At 50.1% G+C, this 19952-nt stretch carries 17 protein-coding genes and 1 pseudogene; 15 read left to right on the forward strand and 3 right to left on the reverse strand.

All coding sequences use genetic code 11. The annotated features are described in order from the left end of the window. Positions 1-2: 2 nt before the first annotated feature. Positions 3-983 carry a hypothetical protein gene (locus HMPREF3022_RS11060; RefSeq protein ID WP_070765668.1) on the reverse strand — a complete coding sequence of 327 codons (981 nt, stop codon included), beginning with the start codon at positions 981-983 and terminating at the stop codon, positions 3-5. Between the two features lie 363 nt (positions 984-1346). Here HMPREF3022_RS11060 and HMPREF3022_RS11065 point away from each other — a divergent pair, with 363 nt between their 5' ends. Further along, complete coding sequence (locus HMPREF3022_RS11065; RefSeq protein ID WP_070765669.1) at positions 1347-2642, forward strand: M23 family metallopeptidase; 1296 nt, start codon at positions 1347-1349, stop codon at positions 2640-2642. Between the two features lie 92 nt (positions 2643-2734). Next, positions 2735-3955 (forward strand): nicotinate phosphoribosyltransferase, encoded by a 1221-nt coding sequence (gene pncB / locus HMPREF3022_RS11070; protein WP_049332299.1) that lies wholly within the window; start codon positions 2735-2737, stop codon positions 3953-3955. A gap of 39 nt (positions 3956-3994) precedes the next feature. Here pncB and mtgA read toward each other — a convergent pair whose 3' ends face one another. Together mtgA and aroE are read right to left on the reverse strand one after the other, a co-directional pair. Then, positions 3995-4696 (reverse strand): monofunctional biosynthetic peptidoglycan transglycosylase, encoded by a 702-nt coding sequence (gene mtgA, locus HMPREF3022_RS11075; protein WP_070765670.1) that lies wholly within the window; start codon positions 4694-4696, stop codon positions 3995-3997. A 2-nt stretch (positions 4697-4698) separates the two neighbouring features. Further along, on the reverse strand, positions 4699-5508 hold the full coding sequence (aroE, locus tag HMPREF3022_RS11080; protein ID WP_141756531.1) for a shikimate dehydrogenase: 810 nt from the start codon (positions 5506-5508) through the stop codon (positions 4699-4701). Between the two features lie 173 nt (positions 5509-5681). Here aroE and HMPREF3022_RS11085 point away from each other — a divergent pair, with 173 nt between their 5' ends. From HMPREF3022_RS11085 to HMPREF3022_RS11140, 13 genes and pseudogenes are all read left to right on the forward strand, one after another. After that, positions 5682-6062, forward strand: coding sequence for a surface-adhesin E family protein (locus HMPREF3022_RS11085; RefSeq protein ID WP_070765671.1), 381 nt, complete (start codon positions 5682-5684; stop codon positions 6060-6062). Between the two features lie 79 nt (positions 6063-6141). Continuing rightward, positions 6142-7194 carry a J domain-containing protein gene (locus HMPREF3022_RS11090; RefSeq protein ID WP_070765672.1) on the forward strand — a complete coding sequence of 351 codons (1053 nt, stop codon included), beginning with the start codon at positions 6142-6144 and terminating at the stop codon, positions 7192-7194. Between the two features lie 148 nt (positions 7195-7342). Then, positions 7343-8761 (forward strand): type I glutamate--ammonia ligase, encoded by a 1419-nt coding sequence (gene glnA / locus HMPREF3022_RS11095; protein ID WP_070608563.1) that lies wholly within the window; start codon positions 7343-7345, stop codon positions 8759-8761. 375 nt (positions 8762-9136) lie between these two features. Continuing rightward, positions 9137-9787 carry a site-2 protease family protein gene (locus tag HMPREF3022_RS11100; RefSeq protein ID WP_070765673.1) on the forward strand — a complete coding sequence of 217 codons (651 nt, stop codon included), beginning with the start codon at positions 9137-9139 and terminating at the stop codon, positions 9785-9787. 131 nt (positions 9788-9918) lie between these two features. After that, the gene (gene dusB, locus HMPREF3022_RS11105; RefSeq protein WP_070765674.1) at positions 9919-10923 is read left to right on the forward strand and encodes a tRNA dihydrouridine synthase DusB; all 1005 of its coding nucleotides are present in this window, start codon (positions 9919-9921) and stop codon (positions 10921-10923) included. 54 nt (positions 10924-10977) lie between these two features. After that, positions 10978-11217: a Fis family transcriptional regulator gene (locus tag HMPREF3022_RS11110; RefSeq protein WP_003684241.1), complete on the forward strand. Its 240-nt coding sequence runs from the start codon at positions 10978-10980 to the stop codon at positions 11215-11217. Positions 11218-11260: 43 nt separating this feature from the next. Further along, a complete protein-coding gene (locus HMPREF3022_RS11115) occupies positions 11261-11995 on the forward strand; it encodes a glutamine amidotransferase-related protein (protein ID WP_070765675.1) in 735 nt (244 codons plus the stop codon). Positions 11996-12071: 76 nt separating this feature from the next. Further along, positions 12072-12947, forward strand: a complete 876-nt coding sequence (locus HMPREF3022_RS11120; RefSeq protein ID WP_070765676.1) for a DMT family transporter — start codon at positions 12072-12074, stop codon at positions 12945-12947. A gap of 63 nt (positions 12948-13010) precedes the next feature. Next, positions 13011-13829 (forward strand): hypothetical protein, encoded by an 819-nt coding sequence (locus HMPREF3022_RS11125; protein WP_070765677.1) that lies wholly within the window; start codon positions 13011-13013, stop codon positions 13827-13829. Positions 13830-13937: 108 nt separating this feature from the next. Beyond that, positions 13938-15107 carry a chloride channel protein gene (locus HMPREF3022_RS11130; RefSeq protein ID WP_070765687.1) on the forward strand — a complete coding sequence of 390 codons (1170 nt, stop codon included), beginning with the start codon at positions 13938-13940 and terminating at the stop codon, positions 15105-15107. Between the two features lie 162 nt (positions 15108-15269). After that, positions 15270-16850: a bifunctional phosphoribosylaminoimidazolecarboxamide formyltransferase/IMP cyclohydrolase gene (purH, locus tag HMPREF3022_RS11135; RefSeq protein WP_070765678.1), complete on the forward strand. Its 1581-nt coding sequence runs from the start codon at positions 15270-15272 to the stop codon at positions 16848-16850. A 155-nt stretch (positions 16851-17005) separates the two neighbouring features. After that, positions 17006-17134, forward strand: coding sequence for a hypothetical protein (locus HMPREF3022_RS11940; protein ID WP_283119079.1), 129 nt, complete (start codon positions 17006-17008; stop codon positions 17132-17134). Positions 17135-18374: 1240 nt separating this feature from the next. Next, positions 18375-19952 (forward strand): annotated as a pseudogene (locus HMPREF3022_RS11140) (hypothetical protein); the annotation flags it as partial.

Below are 19952 nucleotides of genomic sequence, written 5' to 3' on the forward strand. Positions count from 1 at the left end.
GTTTACCACGATCCGTTAAACGTTTTAGCTTTGCGCCAAAATGCCCATTTGGAACGGCGGCCGATTTCCAGCGTGCCGCCGTTTTCACCGTCTGTGGCAATGCACACGGTTTTCAGACGGCCTGAAGCGAGTGCGTCCCATAAAGGCACAAACCAACGGGTTTCCCAGCTTTCCAAAATATCTTTGTATGCCCAAACATCGCCTGTCTGTAAGGTGGAAACCAAGTCGTCCAAAAAGATAAGGCCGTCTGAAACCGTGTTGCCTGTTTCTTGAAGCATCTCAAACCAAGCCTTCAAATCGTATGGTGCATTGATTTTGGGCGTATCTGAAAAACGCGCCCATGCGCTGTCTGAGGCGACAATATCCGCAGACTGTGTACCGTCCGCATCATTCCACAGCCACAAACCGTTGATTTCCGGCAATCCTTGTTGTTCACGCGCTTGGTTAATCGGATGCGTATGGAGAAACATTTGGATTTCCGTCTGTATGGCCAACCAAGACACCGCATCTTTGCCGTGCGCCTGACCGTCCATTTCCGGCCGTCCGCACACATCCAAAACACATTCCGCTCCCCAATCTTCCGTTGTCGGCATACTGAGCAGCCACATGCTTTCGCAAAGCGGCTCGAATTGCCAATCTTTATCTTGATAAAACGCCGACAAATCCGCACATAACCGTTGCGCCTCCTCTTTTTGGATGCCGATGAACTCGCCGCTGATAATGTTGACATGGTGCATGCCCATTTGTTGCCAAACCGGAGAGGCAAAAGCGGCTGTGCGTTTTTGGCTTGTGTGGCGTAAACGTTGCACTTGGGTAATAAGGCTGCCGTTCCACAAATGGCGTCCGTAAAATTCAGACGGCCTGAGTGTTTCTTTGCGTAATATGCCGTAACGCAAAAGACGGTTAAAAGCAGGTAAGGAAAGCGCAGGCACGGATTCGTCGGCAAAACGGTTGAGCGAGGGGAGGGCGAGGGTCAGCTTCATAAGCGCAAATAGATAGGAAAACCGTTATTTTACGCGACAAACGATACGTTTCGGAACCTTGCCATTACGCCCTGAAAAAGAGCCGTTCAGACGGCCGGTTTGGAAAAAATGGGCTGTCATGCTAGAATATGTGGCGTAAATTTCAGAAAAACAGGGTGTAAATCAACACAATAGCCCTGATAATAACGTCAATCTCAAATACGACCTCATTCATTCCGAATGAAAACCTGATTTTCAGATCGGAAAAAAGACTCAAAGTCCTTTATCCCCAAAACTGTTTAAACCAGCAGGCGGTCGCGGCAGGCCGGATGTGCCGGCATTCTGCAAACCTAAAAAAACAGACCGCCCCATTAAGGATAACGCGTGATTAAAAACAAATATTCCACTCGATTCAAAGCAACCCTCTTAGCGTTTCTGCTGCCGGCTTCAGGCATCATGACCGCATACGCCATTACCGACCCTCAACCAGCACAAACCGATTTCAAAGTCGAGCGTATTTCCGAAGAGCTGCCTGCCGTTTATGTGGAAACCAATACCTATCAATCCAGCTATTGGGTGCAAGAAGTCGTCCAAGCCGGCGACTCTTTGGCAGACGTTTTGACGCGCATGGGTGTCAACCAAGAAGACATCAAGCAAATCATGGCGAAAAACAATGCCAACCTCGACATGAAAAACCTGCGGACCAATCAATCCGTCAACATCCGCATTGATTCTTCAGGCCAAGTGACCGACGTTCAATTCTTTACCGATGAAGAATTGGAACGCAACTTGGTGGCTTTGGAAAAAGTTAAGGGCAAATGGCGCATCTCCAATGCCGAAATCGACATGAAAACCATGCCGACCCTGCGCTCCGTACAAATTCGCACTTCCGCTATCGGCGATATGCTCCGTGCCGAAATTCCTTCCGAAGTGTATATCCAGCTCAAAGAAATCTTTGCCGACTCGTTCAATATGAGCGACTTGGGCGAAGGCGATATCGTACGTCTTTTGTACAACAGCATGTATTTCCGCGGCCAGCAAATGGCGGTCGGCGATATTTTGGCGGCTGAAGTGGTTAAAGACGGCAAAACCTACCAAGCCTATTATTACAGCCAAGGCAAAGGCGACGAAGAAAGCGGTAGCTACTACGACCAAAACGGTAAGTCCCTGCAACAAAAAGAAGGCTTTAATACCGAGCCTGTTGCATATACGCGCATTTCCTCCCCGTTCGGCTACCGTGTCCACCCGGTTCTGCATACCGTCCGTATGCACACCGGTATCGACTATGCCGCGCCGACCGGTACGCCGATTAAGGCCGCTGCCGACGGTGAAGTGATTTTTAAAGGTTGGAAAGGCGGCTACGGTAATACCGTGATGATTCGCCATGCCAACGGTGTGGAAACCCTGTACGGCCACATGAGCGCGTTCAGCCCTGCCGATGGCAGAGTCCGCGCCGGCGAAGTGATTGGTTTTGTCGGTACAACCGGCCGTTCTACCGGTCCGCACCTGCACTACGAAGCACGCGTCAACGGCCAGCCGGTTAACCCGACTACCGTTGCCCTGCCGACGCCGAAATTGACTCCGACCAATATGGCCGCGTTCCGCAAACAGCAAAAAGATGCCAGCACGATGTTGTCTACCATCCGCTCTTTGCCGGTTTCCGTAGCGCAGCTGGATTAATAAGATAAAGGCCGTCTGAATAAGGTTTCTTTCAGACGGCCTTTCCTATTAAAATCGATACCTCAACGCCCACGTTTACTCAGAGAAAGCTTATGTCTGCTCATCAGCCCATTATCCAATCCCTGCTTGATACCGACCTGTACAAATTCACCATGCTGCAAGTCGTGTTGCACCAATTCCCGCAAACCCACAGCCTCTACGAATTCCGCTGCCGCAACAAAGAGATGGTGTATCCGCTGGCCGATATTCAAGAAGACTTGGAACGCGAACTCGATTCCCTGTGCCAGCTGCGCTTTACCCATGACGAACTCGACTATCTGCGCAGCCTGCGCTTTATCAAAAGCGACTTTGTCGATTATCTCGAACTTTTCCAACTCCAACGCCGCTTTGTCCAAGTCAGCCCCGACGATCAAGGCCGTCTGAACATCCGCATCGAAGGCCCGATGATACAGGCGATGTTCTTCGAGATTTTCATTCTTGCCATCGTCAACGAACTCTATTTCCGCCGCTTGGAAACGCCTGCCGTCATCGAAGAGGGCGAGCGCCGTTTGCAGGCCAAAGCGCAACAGCTGAAAGAAATCGCGGCCACTCAAAATCCGAATGATCCGCCGTTCCTTATTTCCGATTTCGGCACGCGCCGCCGCTACACCCTTGCATGGCAGGAACACGTTATCCGCACCTTGCTGGAAGCCGCTCCCGATATCGTGCGCGGTACCAGCAATGTTTATCTGGCCAAAAAACTCGGCATCACACCAATCGGCACCATGGCGCACGAGTTCCTCCAAGCCTTTCAAGCCTTGGACGTACGTTTGCGTAATTTCCAAAAAGCCGCGCTGGAAAGCTGGGTACACGAATACCGCGGCGACCTCGGTATCGCCCTGACCGACGTAGTCGGCATGGATGCCTTCTTGCGCGACTTCGACCTTTACTTCGCCAAACTCTTCGACGGCCTGCGCCACGACAGCGGCGATCCTTATGTTTGGGGCGACAAAGCCTACGAGCATTACAAAAAACTCAAAATCGACAGCCGCACCAAAATGCTGACCTTTTCAGACGGCCTCGATATTGAGCGTTCATGGGCGTTGCACCAATACTTCAAAGACCGTTTCAAAACCAGTTTCGGTATCGGTACCAATCTGACCAACGACTTGGGACACACGCCTTTAAACATTGTCTTGAAGCTCGTAGAGTGTAACGGACAATCCGTCGCCAAGCTCTCCGACTCCCCGGGCAAAACCATGACCACCAACAACACCTTCCTCGCTTACCTGCGCCAAGTGTTTGACGTACCGGAGCCGGAAGAGAAAGCCTAAAAACAAAGGCCGTCTGAAATATTCAGACGGCCTTTTTAATTAATCCATATCGCTTTCAGGTAATTCTGCCGAACCCATGCGGCGCAGGATGATATTGGTTTTGTTGTGCATCCGTTTGCTCTTAGGGTGGTCTGCGTAAAACAGAGGAGCCGGAACGCGTGCCGTGAGTTTAGCGGCTTGTTGGCGGGTGAGGGCGGAGGCAGGGTTCTTGTAGAAATACTGGGATGCCGCTTCCGCGCCGAATACGCCGTAGTGCCATTCGATTGAGTTCAGATACAGCTCGAAAATTCGGTCTTTGTCGGTAACCGCTTCCATCATCGCCGTAATCGCCGCTTCTTCACCTTTGCGGATGTAGCTGCGGCTTTCGTTGAGAAACAGGTTTTTCGCCAGTTGCTGGCTGATGGTCGAACCGCCGGCTTTGACTTCGCCGCTTTGCTTATTGCGTTTCATAGCGTATTTGATGCCGTTCCAGTCAAAGCCGCTGTGTTCGGCAAAGTTGGCATCTTCGGAAGCAATCAGGGCTTTTTTGAGGTTGACGGAAATTTGGTCGTAAGGCACCCAGCGGTAATCCAGCTCGACATCGCGGCTTTCTCTTGCAAACTGGCTCATGCGCATGGACATGAAGGCAGTTTTGCTGGGCGCGACGGCGCGGTAGGTAATGATGTTGCCGTACACATAAGCGTTGAAGAAAATGAAGATGCCGATGGGCAGGGCAATCAGCCATTTGATGATGCGGAACATGGTTACAGGGCTTTCATGTATTCGATAACAGGGCGGATATCGGGCGTAAATTCGCGCCAAATATGGTAAGAAGCGGCAGCCTGACCGACCAGCATGCCCAGGCCGTCTGAAACTTCGGCCGCGCCGCTGCTTTGGGCAAAGTTCAAAAACGCCTGCGCCGCGTCGCCGTAAACCATATCGTAGGCAAGGCGGCAGTTGCGGAAAATTTCAGGGCTAACGGCAGGGAGCTGACCGCTCAAGCCGCCGGACGTGCCGTTGATGATGATATCAAAACCGCCGTTCAAATCCGCCATCGGGACAGCTTCAATTCCGAAAAGCCGCGCCAATTCCTCGGCTTTGGCGTGGGTGCGGTTGGCAATGACGATACGGGCAGGGCGGTGTTCTTTCAAAACAGGAATCACGCCGCGCACCGCGCCACCTGCACCCAAAAGCAAAATGGTTTTGCCTTCGATGGCAATATTTTTGACCTGCGTGATGTCGTTGGCCAAACCGATACCGTCGGTATTGTCGCCGCGTATTCTGCCGTCTTCCAACCACACCAGCGTATTGACCGCTCCGGCAGCCAAAGCGCGGTCGGAATGTTCGTCCGCCAGCGCAAAAGCTTCCTGCTTGAACGGGACAGTTACATTCGCACCCTGCCCGCCCTCGGCGTGAAACGCCGCAACAGCCTCGGCAAAACCGCCGATTTCGGCACAAATGCGCTCATATTCAATGGCCGTGCCTTCTTGCAGTGCAAACTGCTGATGGATTTGCGGCGATTTACTGTGTGCAACGGGATTGCCGAAAACGGCGTAACGCGGAGTGTTGTTTATCATTTTATATTCCAAAAGAGAAGAAACCATTTTATAACGGCAGGGTTAGAGATGGAAACGTTGAATCTGGATTTTGATTGTAACTTTGTCAAATAAATTTATGCACTTGTAAAAAAAAGTAGTTTTTTCTACAATATATGCATATTTTATTTGTATAAATAAAGGAGTATAAAATGAAAAAAAAGATTTTCTCTGTAGTTTTAGTATTTGGTTACATAGCCCAAGCGGTTGCATCAGATTGGGTAAAAATAGGCTATGGCGATGATTTTGTTACTTTTGGTGATGTTTCTAGCCGTACTAGAGACAGGGCTTGGTTTGAAACCAGGTATACTAAACCTCAAAAACTTTCTAATGGTAAATTTTATATGAGTGAGAAGCAACTATTCGAGTTTTCATGTAGTGATAAGTCTTATCGCACTTTGACTATGGTTTGGTATTCTAGATCAGGTATGCAAGTAGATTCGGATACTTTATCTCATACTAGAGAGTACATCATTCCAGATACAAGAGGAGAAGTTATGTATGATTTCGTTTGTTTCCATTCTCCTCGATGATATTTTTCCAAATCAATAAAACATCTATGCCGTCCCAGCATTTTTGGAGCGGCATATTTTTAATCACAAAGGGATACAAATGGCAACACGTACTCATTACGATAATTTAAAAATATCGCGTAATGCAACGACACAGGAAATCAAAAAGGCTTATCGGCGATTGGCACAAAAATATCATCCAGACCGTAATGGCAATTCGGCTGAAAGCCAGCGTATCATGAAAATCATTAATCAAGCATATGCTGTATTGTCAGACCCTGAAAGTCGTCGGGCTTATGATAGAAGATTAATGGAGCAGGAGCGAGCAGAGCGAGAAGCAGAGCAGGCGAAACAACGACAGCAAGCGCACGAAAGACAACAAGGGCAAGAGGAACGGCAACGGACCAAAGAAGAATATTGGAGGCAGGAAGGCTATCGACAACAAAAAGAAGAGGAAATGTATCGTCGGCAGAGGGCAGAGGAGATGTGTCGTCAGCAAACTGCTGCTCAGGAAGCAAAAGTAGAACAGGATAAGGAAAAGGAAGAGAATAGTAATATTTTAACGTGGATTGTTGTATTTCTTGTTTTTATCACTGTATTTTTTATTTCTACAAGTACAAACTCGCTAGATACAAGTGGATATGAGGCTCCAAGTTCGGCAACTCCAGCAAGTGTAGAAAATGTTCCTTCATGGGTTAGTGAAACTGATGGATCCAATGATTCAGGATTGGGATCAAATATGGCAAGCTCTCCTGAATCCATGCAGGTAGAAATTGAGAATTTGAGGGCGCAACTGGAGGCTGCTAAAGCTGCTTCTGAGGTGGCTGCGGAGCAGCAACGTCAAGAGCAGGAAATATACGCTCAGAACAAAATTGCTCAATGTAGGCAAATTGCACGCAATATCGGTTATTACGAAACATTGGCTTCACTCTGTGAGTTTACACCGAAGCGTAGCAATAATGATATTTCGGCTCAATGGAGTGCTGAAGGATGTGGTAATTATATGGACATCAATGAAGCAACGAAGGAAACAGAAAAATCAGCACGCAATTTGGAAGATAAGATTAATCAAATTGATGGAAGCGAATCATATGACAATTTCTGTAAGGGACAGTGGCGATTTTGGAAAGAAATTGATGATGGGAAAAGGTAGTTTTGAGAGATTGATGTAATGTAAAATTGTTGACAATCAAACAGTCTGAAACTATATTTCATTGCGTAAAAACGGGTGCCCTGATGTATTTCAGACGGCCTTACCGTGATAGAATAACAAATTAAACCCAATCCCTCAGGAGCTGAAGATGTCCATCAAAGACGCTGTAAAACTGATTGAAGAAAGCGAAGCCCGCTTCGTAGATTTGCGCTTTACCGATACCAAAGGCAAGCAGCACCACTTTACCATCCCCGCCCGCATCGTCCTCGACGATCCCGAAGAATGGTTCGAAAACGGTCAAGCGTTTGACGGTTCGTCCATCGGCGGTTGGAAAGGTATTCAGGCTTCAGATATGCAGTTGCGTCCCGATGCGTCTACAGCCTTCGTCGATCCTTTCTACGACGATACCACCGTTGTCTTTACCTGTGATGTCATTGACCCGGCCGACGGCCAAGGCTATGACCGCGACCCTCGTTCTATCGCACGCCGCGCCGAAGCCTATTTGAAATCTTCCGGTATCGGCGACACCGCCTATTTCGGCCCAGAGCCTGAATTCTTCGTCTTCGACGGCGTAGAATTTGAAACCGATATGCACAAAACCCGTTACGAAATCACTTCCGAAAGCGGCGCATGGTCAAGCGGCCTGCATTTGGACGGTCAAAATACCGGCCACCGTCCGACCGTCAAAGGCGGTTACGCACCTGTTGCGCCGATTGACTGCGGCCAAGACCTGCGTTCTGCCATGGTCAATGTTTTAGAAGAACTCGGCATCGAAGTGGAAGTCCATCACGCCGAAGTCGGTACCGGCAGCCAAATGGAAATCGGTACCCGTTTCGCTACTTTGGTTAAACGCGCCGACCAAACCCAAGACATGAAATACGTAATTCAAAACGTTGCCCACAACTTCGGCAAAACCGCCACCTTCATGCCTAAACCGATTATGGGCGACAACGGCAGCGGTATGCACGTTCACCAATCCATTTGGAAAGACGGTCAAAACCTGTTCTCAGGCGATGGCTATGCCGGTTTGTCCGATACCGCCCTTTATTACATCGGCGGCATCATCAAACACGCCAAAGCCCTGAACGCGATTACCAATCCGTCCACCAACTCCTACAAACGCCTCGTGCCGCACTTTGAAGCACCGACCAAACTGGCATATTCCGCCAAAAACCGTTCCGCTTCCATCCGTATTCCGTCCGTGAACAGCAGCAAAGCACGCCGCATCGAAGCGCGTTTCCCCGACCCGACCGCCAACCCATACTTGGCATTTGCCGCTTTGTTGATGGCCGGTTTGGACGGTATTCAAAACAAAATCCATCCGGGCGACCCTGCCGATAAAAACCTGTACGACCTGCCTCCGGAAGAAGATGCATTGGTGCCAACCGTTTGCGCTTCTTTGGAAGAAGCACTGGCCGCCCTTAAAGCCGACCACGAATTCCTCCTGCGCGGTGGCGTGTTCAGCAAAGACTGGATCGACAGCTACATCGCCTTTAAAGAGGAAGATGTCCGCCGCATCCGCATGGCGCCGCATCCGCTGGAATTTGAAATGTATTACAGCCTGTAAAACAGCTGAAACATTTTAAATAGGAAATCAAAGGCCGTCTGAAACTGGATTTGAAGTTTCAGACGGCCTTTAGGCTTGAAATAAATGGGGTGCTCGAATTGGGTATGATAGCGAGAAGCAATGAATCATGCTGTTTGAAAACCTTTATGGAATCGGTACTGCGTGTTAAATTTCAGCATGACAGGCCTTTTATTAAAGATATTCGCCATTACTTTATAGTGAACCAGTCTTCAAATTGAATCCGCAAGGTAAGGGCATTACTTGGAAAGAGCTGAAAGAGTCTTTCGATTCGGATAAGACAGAAGACGATTAAAGCCTCGGGCCGTCTGAAAGGATATTTTCTGTTTTCAGACGGCATGTTTGATAAGGAAAACCATGTTTGCAAATTTTGATTTAGGCGTATTTCTGCTGGCAGTATTGCCCGTGTTGTTGGCCATTACCGTGCGCGAAGTGGCGCGCGGTTATACGGCGCGGTATTGGGGCGACCATACCGGCGAGCAGCTTGGGCGTTTGACCCTCAATCCGCTGCCGCACATCGACCCTGTCGGTACGATTGTCGTGCCGCTGGTGTGTCTGATGATTGGCAGTTTTCTGTTCGGCTGGGCGCGTCCTATGCCCATCGATTCGCGCAATTTCCGCGATCCGCGCCGCGCGTGGCGTTGGGTGTCGATTTCAGGTCCGATTGCCAATCTGATTTTGGCGTTCTTTTGGGGTTTTGTCGTCGTACTTGCCGCGTATGTGCCTGAGTCTTATCAAGCGCCGTTGGTGCAGATGGCAGGTTACGGCGTGATGGTGAACTCGATTTGGGTCGCATTCAGCCTGATTCCGATTTTGCCTTGGGACGGCGGTATTTTTCTCGATACCTTCCTTAACGCCAAGCAGTCCATGCAGTTCCGTAAAATCGAGCCATACGGCACATGGATTATCCTGATCCTGTTGTTTACCGGCCTGCTGGCCAAACTGATTTGGCCGATTATTGCCATGATTCAGGACGCTGTGCAGATGGTTGTCATGTTGTTTATTTAAATGTTTTGGCTGAAAAGGCCGTCTGAAACCCAGTTTCAGACGGCCTTTTTCATTGTGCAACATGTAAATACGATTGGAAAAATTGCTTAAAAATTGTACAATTTCAGCCCTTTTAATTTGGCGCACACATTATGCACATCGGCGGCTATTTCATTGACAACCCCATCGCACTCGCCCCCATGGCAGGCATTACGGACAAACCGTTCCGCCGGATTTGCCGCGAGTTTGGCGCAGGGTGGGCAGTGTGCGAAATGCTGACCAGCGACCCGACGCTTAGAAATACCAAAAAGACTCTGCGCCGCAGCGATTTTGAAGGCGAGGGCGGAGTGGTGGCCGTGCAGATTGCCGGCAGCGATCCGCAGCAGATGGCGGAAGCCGCGCGGTATAACGTCGGCTTAGGCGCGCAGGTGATTGATATAAACATGGGCTGCCCGGCCAAAAAAGTCTGCAATGTGCAGGCAGGCAGCGCATTGATGCAAAACGAGCCTTTGGTTGCCGAAATCTTGGCAGCCGTTGTCAACGCGGTGGATGTACCCGTTACCCTCAAAACCCGTTTGGGCTGGCACGACGAACATCAAAACTTGCCGACCATCGCCAAAATCGCCGAAGAATCAGGCATCGCAGCCCTTGCCATCCATGGTCGCACACGCACGCAGATGTACAAAGGCGAAGCGCGTTACGAACTGATTGCCGAAACCAAAGGCCGTCTGAACATCCCCGTTTGGGTCAACGGCGATATCACTTCGCCGCAAAAAGCCGCCGCCGTCCTAAAACAAACCGCCGCCGACGGCATCATGATAGGGCGCGGCGCACAAGGCAGGCCGTGGCTCTTCCGTGATTTGAAACATTACGCCGAACACGGCGTTTTGCCGCCGGCCTTGAGCTTGGCAGAATGCAACGCCACCATTTTGAACCACATCCGCGCCATGCATGAATTTTATGGCGAAGTCGCCGGTGTGCGCATCGCCCGCAAACACATAGGCTGGTACATCGACGAAATGCCCGACGGCGAGCAGACACGCCGGGACATCAACCGCTTGGACAGCGCAGCGGCACAATACGATACCCTTGCCGCCTATCTTGAGGCGCTTTCGGAGAAAATCGACCGCTGGGTATGCCACTATCGGGAAGGCTAAAGGGTTTCAGACGGCCTCATCATTTAAAAACAAATCTAAAGAAAGACAATCACGATGAATCAAACGACGACTGACATTGCGCAATGTATTGAACAAAACTTACGACAATATTTCAAAGACTTAGATGGTACGGAACCTTGCGGCGTGTATGATATGGTGTTGCATCAAGTGGAAAAGCCGATGCTTGCCTGCGTAATGGAGCAATGCGGCGGCAACCAGTCTAAAGCGGCGGTCATTTTGGGTTTGAACCGCAATACCCTGCGTAAAAAATTACAACAGCACGGTATGCTGTAATGCGGCAGGGCAACCCGTCCTGACGGTCGAAGGAGAAATAACAATGCAAAATCCGAATAAATTAAATATCCATTTCATCCTGCACGAGGCATTTGAAGTGCCGGGCGCATATTTGAAATGGGCGCAATGGCGCGGGCATAACATCAGTGCAACCAAAGTGTACGAAAGGGAAGCCCTGCCTGACAATGTGGACGATATAGATTTTTTGATTGTGATGGGCGGGCCGCAATCGCCTGATGAAGACAGGCAGGCATTCCCGTATTACGACCCCCAATCCGAGCTGCGCCTGATGCGTCAGTCGATGGCGGCGGATAAATATATTGTCGGCGTGTGTTTGGGTGCGCAGCTTTTATCCGTTGCCTACGGCGCGCGCCACACGCGCAGCCCTGAGCGTGAAATCGGCATTTATCCGATTGAGCTGACGGCGGAAGGTTTGGCGGATGCCCATGTTTCCCTGTTGGGCAAGACCCTGAATACCGGCCATTGGCACGGCGATATGCCCGGTTTGACGGATGAGGCGGTTGTGTTGGCAACCAGCAAAGGCTGTCCGCGCCAGATTATCCGTTTTGCGCCCAAACATTATGCCTTCCAGGCTCATTTGGAGTTTGACCGCGAAGCCGTCGGGCTGCTGATTGCGGCGGACGGGCGCGAAAATGTAGCCGAACAAAGCCAAGTCCAAACTTATGTCCAACATCCGGATAAAATCGAAGCGGCAGATTTCAGTGAAATGAATGCCAAACTCTTCGACTTTTTGGATTCGCTGACTCAGACAAAATAAAAAAAGCCAACCTTCCAGGCCGTCTGAATAATAAATATAGAGAAGAAACGATTAACCCTTTTTAAAAGGTCGGACCATGTTCTATCAAATACTTGCCCTGCTGATTTGGGGCAGCTCTTTTATCGCTGCCAAGTATTCTTACGAAATGATCGACCCGACGCTGATGGTTGAGGCGCGGCTGTTGATTGCCGCGTTGATGGTGCTGCCGTCGTGCCGCCGTCATTTGGGTAGGATTCCGCGGAGCGAGTGGAAGCCCTTGTTGTGGATTTCCTTTGTCAATTACGTTGTCGTTTTGATGCTCCAGTTTATCGGTTTGAAATACACATCTGCCGCCAGCGCGATTACCATGGTCGGGCTGGAGCCTTTGCTGGTGGTCTTTGTCGGTCATTTCTTCTTCAACGACAAAGCCAAACTGTACCACTGGATTTGCGGCGCGGTGGCGTTTGCCGGCGTGGGCATGATGGTCATGGGCGGTGCAGAAGAGGGCGGTACGATTGACTGGTTCGGCTGTCTGTTGATTTTGCTTGCGGGATTGGGTTTTGCAGGCGTGATACGTCCGAGCCAGCAAATGATTGCCCGTATCGGTGCGCCCGCATTTACCGCAGCTTCCATGGCGGTGGCGGCGGTGTTGTGTCTACCGTTTTCGCTGGTGTTGGCAGACAGCTATCAAATCAACTGGTCATGGGGCGGTACGCTGTCGATTTTATATATGGGAATCGGCTGCAGTTGGCTGGCCTATCTGTTGTGGAACAAAGGCATGAATAAAGTCCCTGCCAACGTCTCCGGCCTGCTGATTTCGCTTGAGCCTGTCATCGGCGTTATCATGGCGGTGTTGATTTTGGGCGAACATTTAAGCAGTATGGCCGCGCTGGGCATTACCGTCGTTATTTCGTCCACTTTTGTCGCCGGTGTGTTGGCGCGTATCGGCAGTAAACACAAAAAGGCCGTCTGAAAACAGTTTCAGACGGCCTGAAGTAGCCGTACTTTTTCAATCAAACATTTTGGGAAAATTTCTATGAAACGTATCATCTCCCTGCTTTTGCTTGCCAGCCCTATCTTGGCGTCGGTTGCACCCGATAATGACAAAGCCGCCGTACAGGCCGTTATTGCCAAACATTACAACCGACCGCTTGCCGCGCACAAATGCCAGCTTACCGAGCCGCCGAAAGACGGACAGGCACCATCTAACAACATCATGTATTGCATGAAACCCGTTGCCGACCATACCGTAACACGCAACGGCAAAGCCGCGCGCTATGTGTTGTACACAGGTTTTGCCTACGATATGGAACAAAAAATAAAACAGGACGCCCATGCTTCTCCCGGCCTGGCAGAATTGTTTGTTTTGGAAAAAACAGACGGCAAGTGGGCAATCAAACAGCACGGAAGAGATGAAATCGGCGCATGGGGGGATGTGCCGGAGAATAAGGCGTGGAAGTTTGTTCAGATGGGCGCGCAAAACTGGGGCTACACTGTCGAGTCAAGTTATACAGGCCAAGGCGACACAACAACTTCGCAAAACTTCCTGTTTACCGATGATAGCAACCGCATCCGTAAAAGCTTTATTATCAGCGGTAACGATAACGGCGCATATTTTGGCGATTGCGATGAATTGAAAGGGCGTGAAAAACGAGACTGCAAAGACAGATATACCAGCCTGGAAGCCAAAATTGCTTTTGATAAAAGCCGTCCTGCCGTATCCGGCGTATGGGCGTTGACTGCAAAACTCAGCGGCGTATCAGGAAAGAAAAATTATAAAAATCAGAAATATATTTTTCCTTATAACGGTAAAACCCACGTTGCCCCCAAAAATTATCCCTTAGGCGGACAATAGTTCCCCCGAAAAACGCTTTGATCAAATCATTACTACCTCAAGTCAAAACCCGTGAAAGACACTCATAAACTCTGGGCCGTCCTCATCATTACCGGCATCATCGGCGGCATGGTCGGCATTGTATTAACCGAAATCATGCATACGATTCAACATCTTGCCTATGGTTACGGTTCAGACGGCCTATACGTTTCATTCCGAGAGGGCGTAGCGCAGGCAAGTCCTGCGCGGCGTATCGTGGTCGTGGCCTGTTGCGGCGTGGTGGTCGGCTTGGGGTGGTGGTTGCTCAAACGCTACGGCAGGCCGCAACCGGGTATCAAAGCCGTGGTTAAAAATCCGCTCGCCGGTTTTCCGTTTTTGGAAACCGTCAGCCATGCCCTGTTGCAAATCATCACCGTCGGGCTTGGCTCGCCGCTCGGCCGCGAAGTTGCGCCGCGCGAAATGACCGCCGCTTTCGCTTCAGTCGGTGTCAACCGTTTCGGGCTGAGCGAAGATGACGCAAGGCTGGTCATTGCTTGCGCTTCAGGTGCAGGTTTGGCAGCCGTGTATAACGTGCCGCTCGCCTCCACACTTTTCATCCTCGAAGCCATGCTGGGCGTATGGACGCAGCAAGCCGTCGCTGCCGCATTGCTGACTTCCGTCATTGCCACCGCCGTCGCACGCATCGGCTTGGGCGACGTACAGCAATATCATCCGGCCAACCTTTCCATCAACACCTCATTACTTTGGTTTTCCGCCATCATCGGCCCGATACTGGGCGCAACCGCCGTCTTTTTCCAGCGCACCGCCCAAAAATTCCCCTTCATCAAGCGCGACAACATCAAAATCATTCCCTTGGCCGTCTGCATGTTTGCACTCATCGGCGCGATTGCTGTTTGGTTTCCCGAAATTTTGGGCAACGGCAAAGCAGGCAACCAACTGACCTTTGGCGGCATAACCGACTGGCAACACAGCCTTGAGCTGACCGCCGTTAAATGGCTGGTCGTCTTGATGGCGCTGGCGGCAGGTGCATACGGCGGCCTGATTACCCCGTCCATGATGCTCGGCAGCACCATCGCCTTTGCCGCCGCAGCCGCGTGGAATACTTTCTTTCCTGCCATGTCGTCCGAAAGCGCGGCCGTTGTCGGCGCCGCCGTTTTCCTCGGCGTTTCCCTCAAAATGCCCCTGACGGCCATCGTCTTTGTTTTAGAACTCACCTACGCCCCCGTTGCCTTGCTCATGCCCTTATGCGCAGGCATGGCAGGCGCAGTATGCGTGGCGAAGAAAATGGGATTTAAATAGTCAAAAACATCAGGCCGTCTGAAACCAAGTTTCAGACGGCCTTTTACAATAAAATTGTCAACAATATCTATAAAAACCTACTGCCAAAAAGGCGAAAATAGCGGATAATACCGCCCTGAAAATTCATCCCATATCGATTAAACCTTCAACAAAGGAAATCTCATGTCTTCCATCAAACGCGCCCTGATCAGCCTATCCGACAAGACAGGCGCAGTCGAATTTGCCCAAACCCTGACCAAGCTCGGTGTAGAAATCCTTTCTACCGGTGGTACAGCAAAGCTCTTGGCTGATGCAGGCGTTCCCGTTATCGAAGTTGCCGACTATACCGGTTTTCCCGAAATGCTCGACGGCCGCGTGAAAACCCTGCATCCGAAAATCCACGGCGGCATCCTCGGCCGTCGTGATTTAGACGAACACGTCGCCAAGATGGAAGAACACGGCATCGGCAATATCGATTTAGTGTGCGTCAACCTTTACCCCTTCGCCGCCACCATCGCCAAACCAAACTGCACACTGGAAGACGCGATTGAAAACATTGACATCGGCGGCCCGACCATGGTGCGCTCTGCCGCGAAAAACTGGAAACACGTCGCCATCGTTACCGATACCGCCGATTTCCCGGCCATCGCAGCCGAACTCGAAGCCAACAACGGCGCCTTGAGCGACAAAACCCGCTTCAACCTTTCACGCAAAGCATTCAGCCATACCGCCCAATACGACGGCATGATTTCCAACTACCTGACCTCGCTTTCAGACGACGTCTTGAGCGGCCAGCCCCAAATCGGCGAATTCCCCAGCCAGTTCAATCAAAGCTGGATTAAAGTGCAAGACATGCGCTACGGCGAAAATCCGCACCAACGCGCCGCGTTCTACCGCGATATTTACCCCGCCGCAGGCAGCCTTTCCGCCTACAAACAACTGCAAGGCAAAGAATTGTCGTACAACAACATCGCCGATGCCGATGCCGCCTGGGAAGCCGTCAAATCCTTCGACGCGCCCGCCTGCGTGATTGTGAAACACGCCAACCCGTGCGGCGTTGCCGTTGCAGCCGATACATTGACCGCCTACAAACTCGCCTACGCTACCGACACCACCAGCGCATTCGGCGGCATCATCGCCTTCAACCGCGAAGTGGACGGCGAAACCGTCAAACAAATTACCGACAACCAATTTATGGAAGTCCTCATGGCGCCGAAGTTCACCGCCGAAGCCCTCGAAATCGCCACCGCCAAGAAAAACGTGCGCGTATTGGAAGTGCCGCTTGAGGCAGGCGCGAACCGCTTTGAACTCAAACGCGTCGGCGGCGGACTGTTGGTACAAACCCCCGACATCCACCGCATCAACCGCGCCGATTTGAAAGTCGTCTCCAAACGCCAACCGACCGAGCAAGAATGGAACGATTTGCTGTTTGTCTGGAACGTCGCCAAATACGTCAAATCCAACGCCATCGTCTTCGGCAAAGGCGGTCAAACCTACGGCATCGGCGCAGGCCAAATGAGCCGCGTGGACAGCACCCGCATCGCCGCCCGCAAAGCGCAGGACGCAGGCTTAGACTTAAACGGCGCCTGTGCCGCTTCCGATGCCTTCTTCCCATTCCGCGATGGCGTAGATGTCATTGCCGAGCAGGGCATCAAAGCCATCATCCATCCCGCAGGCTCCATGCGCGACCAAGAAGTCTTCGACGCAGCGGACGAACACGGTATTGCGATGGTAGTAACGGGTATTCGCCATTTCCGCCACTGATAAGCTGATATAAAATAAAGGCCGTCTGAAAACCGATTTCAGACGGCCTTTTTCAATACATTAAATCAAGACAAAGCAACAAAGCCATATCCATTCCGATTCATAGGGTAACAAAACGTCCCAAGTCTAAAACCAACCCACTCAGAGAAAAAAACATGAAACACATCCTCCTCATCCTGACCCTCGCCACACTCCCCGCCTGCGCCTCCAGCCATACCGGCGGCTACGGCTATGCCGGCAACAACGGCGCATCCGCAGGCGTAACCCAAACATTCCGTTGGTAAGGCCGTCTGAAATACAGCATGGTTTTACACCATAGAAAACAGACCGATTCCAAACGTAAAGGCAAGTTTTACACTTGCCTTTTTTATACTATTTAGCGGCTCAATAACGCATAAATTCGCATCATTAAGCCTTCATTTAAATGTTAGAAAACGTTAAAGGCCGTCTGAAAACAGACTGTATAAACCCATTACATGATTCAAATCAACCTTCAATACAAATCTCATTAATTCTCTAAATAAAAGCTGACATCTAAATCTATCACTAAAATAACTATCCTATTTGTATAATATTTAACAATCATTTTTATTTAAAAATAACAATAAAAATTAAATACTTAAAATAAGCGTTTAAAAAAGCAACAAGTGAATCTAACCGGCATGACCGTTGAGGCTGAAAAAATAACACTTTATCGGAAGATTTGATTTATAAAACCAAACGCATATAAAATTTGCATCAGGATTCCGAATGCATTGAAAGAAGCTGACAAAAAGTGACTGGTTAAGAAACAAGCTGACAAAAAACGGCACATCGTTTCCCAAACTTCACAAGCTTCTAGAAATGTATCAGCATAAAATCCCATAAAACAGGAATTTAGCTGAAATTCGGCCAAGTGGAGACTTTTGGCACGGGAATTGCATACAAGAGATTACGACGTAAAACCGCATAAAGGGGAAACTCTGAAGTGCGGCATATGTATGGGCAGGCGGTTTATAGCCGAGCAAACGTCCCAAAAGAAATCAAACCCCTTACAGGAAAATCGATATGAATAAAGTCTTTAAAGTCATTTGGAACAACGCGACCCAGACATGGACCGCGGTTTCCGAAATCAGCCATGCACACGGCAAAAAATCCGCTTCTGACAAGCGTAAAGCCGTAGCTGCTGCAGTTGCGGCGGCAGGTGCCTTGATGGCTTCCGGCGCTGCTCAAGCAGGTGTAGATACAACTCTTAGTACCATTACCATTAAATCTGATGCTCCAGGTAATGTAGCAGGTACTAATCAAGGTGATAGCAATATCAATATCGGTACTGGCGCAAATACCTACAGACTGGAAAATGGCAAAGTATCACACGATTCTGTGGCTATTGGTACTAATGCGACTGGTACTGGCGATAAAGCAGTAGCTATCGGTAAAGGCGCAAATGCAACTAAAGAAAATGGTATTGCAATTGGTTTTAGTGCAACTAATCAGTCTATTGATTCTGTTGCAATCGGTAGAGAGGCAACATCTAGCAAAGATATGGATGTAGCTATTGGTAAGCAAGCTCAAGCTACCGGTGGTGAGTCTCTTGCTTTTGGTTCTCAATCAAAAGCGTCTGGTCAAGCTACTGTTGCCGTAGGTAAAGAATCTAATGCTTCTGGCTCTTCTGCAGTTGCTGCTGGTTATCAGTCTGCTGCAGCTGGCGATAATGCTGTAGCTGTTGGTAAAAATACGACTGCAGGCGCTACCAATGCGATTGCTGTTGGTTTGCGTGCTACTGCTACCGGTACTCGAGCTATTGCAACAGGTGCTGGTTCTACAGCAAGTGGCGAGCAATCTCTCGCAACAGGTTTTACAGCTAAAGCATTGGGTAATAACTCTGTCGCTCATGGTAATGCCGCAGTTGCTAACCAAGCTGCTGACGTTGCCGTAGGTTTTGAAGCAAAAGCTGATGGTACCTCTACTGGTGCTGATGGTGATGGTGTTGTAGGTACTAATAATGCTGGTTCGGCTATGGCAATCGGTACCAATGCTCAAGCAACCGGTATCGTAGCAACTGCTATCGGCCAACGTTCTCAAGCCCTGGCAAACGGTGCGGTAGCATTGGGTGGCGACGCTCAAGCTAAACAAGGTTCTGCTGTAGCAATCGGTCGCGGTTCCGTAGCCGACGGTATTTCTGCTTCTGCATTCGGTCCTGCTTCTCAAGCAACAGGTAAATACTCAGTAGCTTTGGGTGTACAAAGTCAAGCCACTTCAGAACAAGCCATTGCATTGGGTCGCCTCTCTCAAGCCAACGGCAAGTTTGCAACTGCTTTGGGTAACAACGCTCAAGCAACAGCCCAAAACACTCTGGCTTTGGGTACAGAAGCTAAATCTACTATCGAAAACAGCGTAGCCCTGGGCAACGGCTCTACAACCAATGCATTCGTACCTACCTCTTCTGCAACAGTCGGCGGCTACACTTACGGTGGCTTCGCAGGCGCAACCAGCGGCTTGGGTAACGGCGCAGTATTGTCTGTAGGTTCTGCAGGTAACGAACGTCAAATCCAAAACGTTGCCGCAGGTCGTATCTCTTCAACTTCTACCGATGCAATCAACGGCTCTCAATTGTACGCTGTTGCAAACCGCATCGAAAACCTGAATCCGTTTGTATTCTCAGGCCATAATGGTAGCGGTAGCTCACCAGCTGAAGGTACATACAAATACGATCCTAAATCAAATGCCAATAACACTCTGAAACTGATCGCCGGTAACGGTTTGACAATGACCTCAAACGGCACTAACGAATACACCCTGAGCGTAATTGGTGGTGGTTCTACTGGTGCTTCCGGTGCAACTGGTGCGGCTGGCCCTAAAGGCGATACTGGTGCAACTGGTGCTAAAGGCGAAAAAGGTGATACCGGTCCTGCAGGTCCTAAAGGCGATACCGGCGATACCGGTGCAAAAGGCGGCAGCATCACTGGTGAAGTTGTAGATAATAAAGACGGTACCCATACAATCACTATTACTGATCTTGAGACCGGTACAGTTACTACTACTATCGTAAAAGATGGTAAGAATGGTAAAGACGGTAAAGACGGCGCTACTGGTGCAGCCGGCGCTAAAGGCGACAAAGGT

This window comes from Neisseria sp. HMSC065C04 (genome assembly GCF_001815375.1).
Classification (GTDB): domain Bacteria; phylum Pseudomonadota; class Gammaproteobacteria; order Burkholderiales; family Neisseriaceae; genus Neisseria; species Neisseria flavescens_D.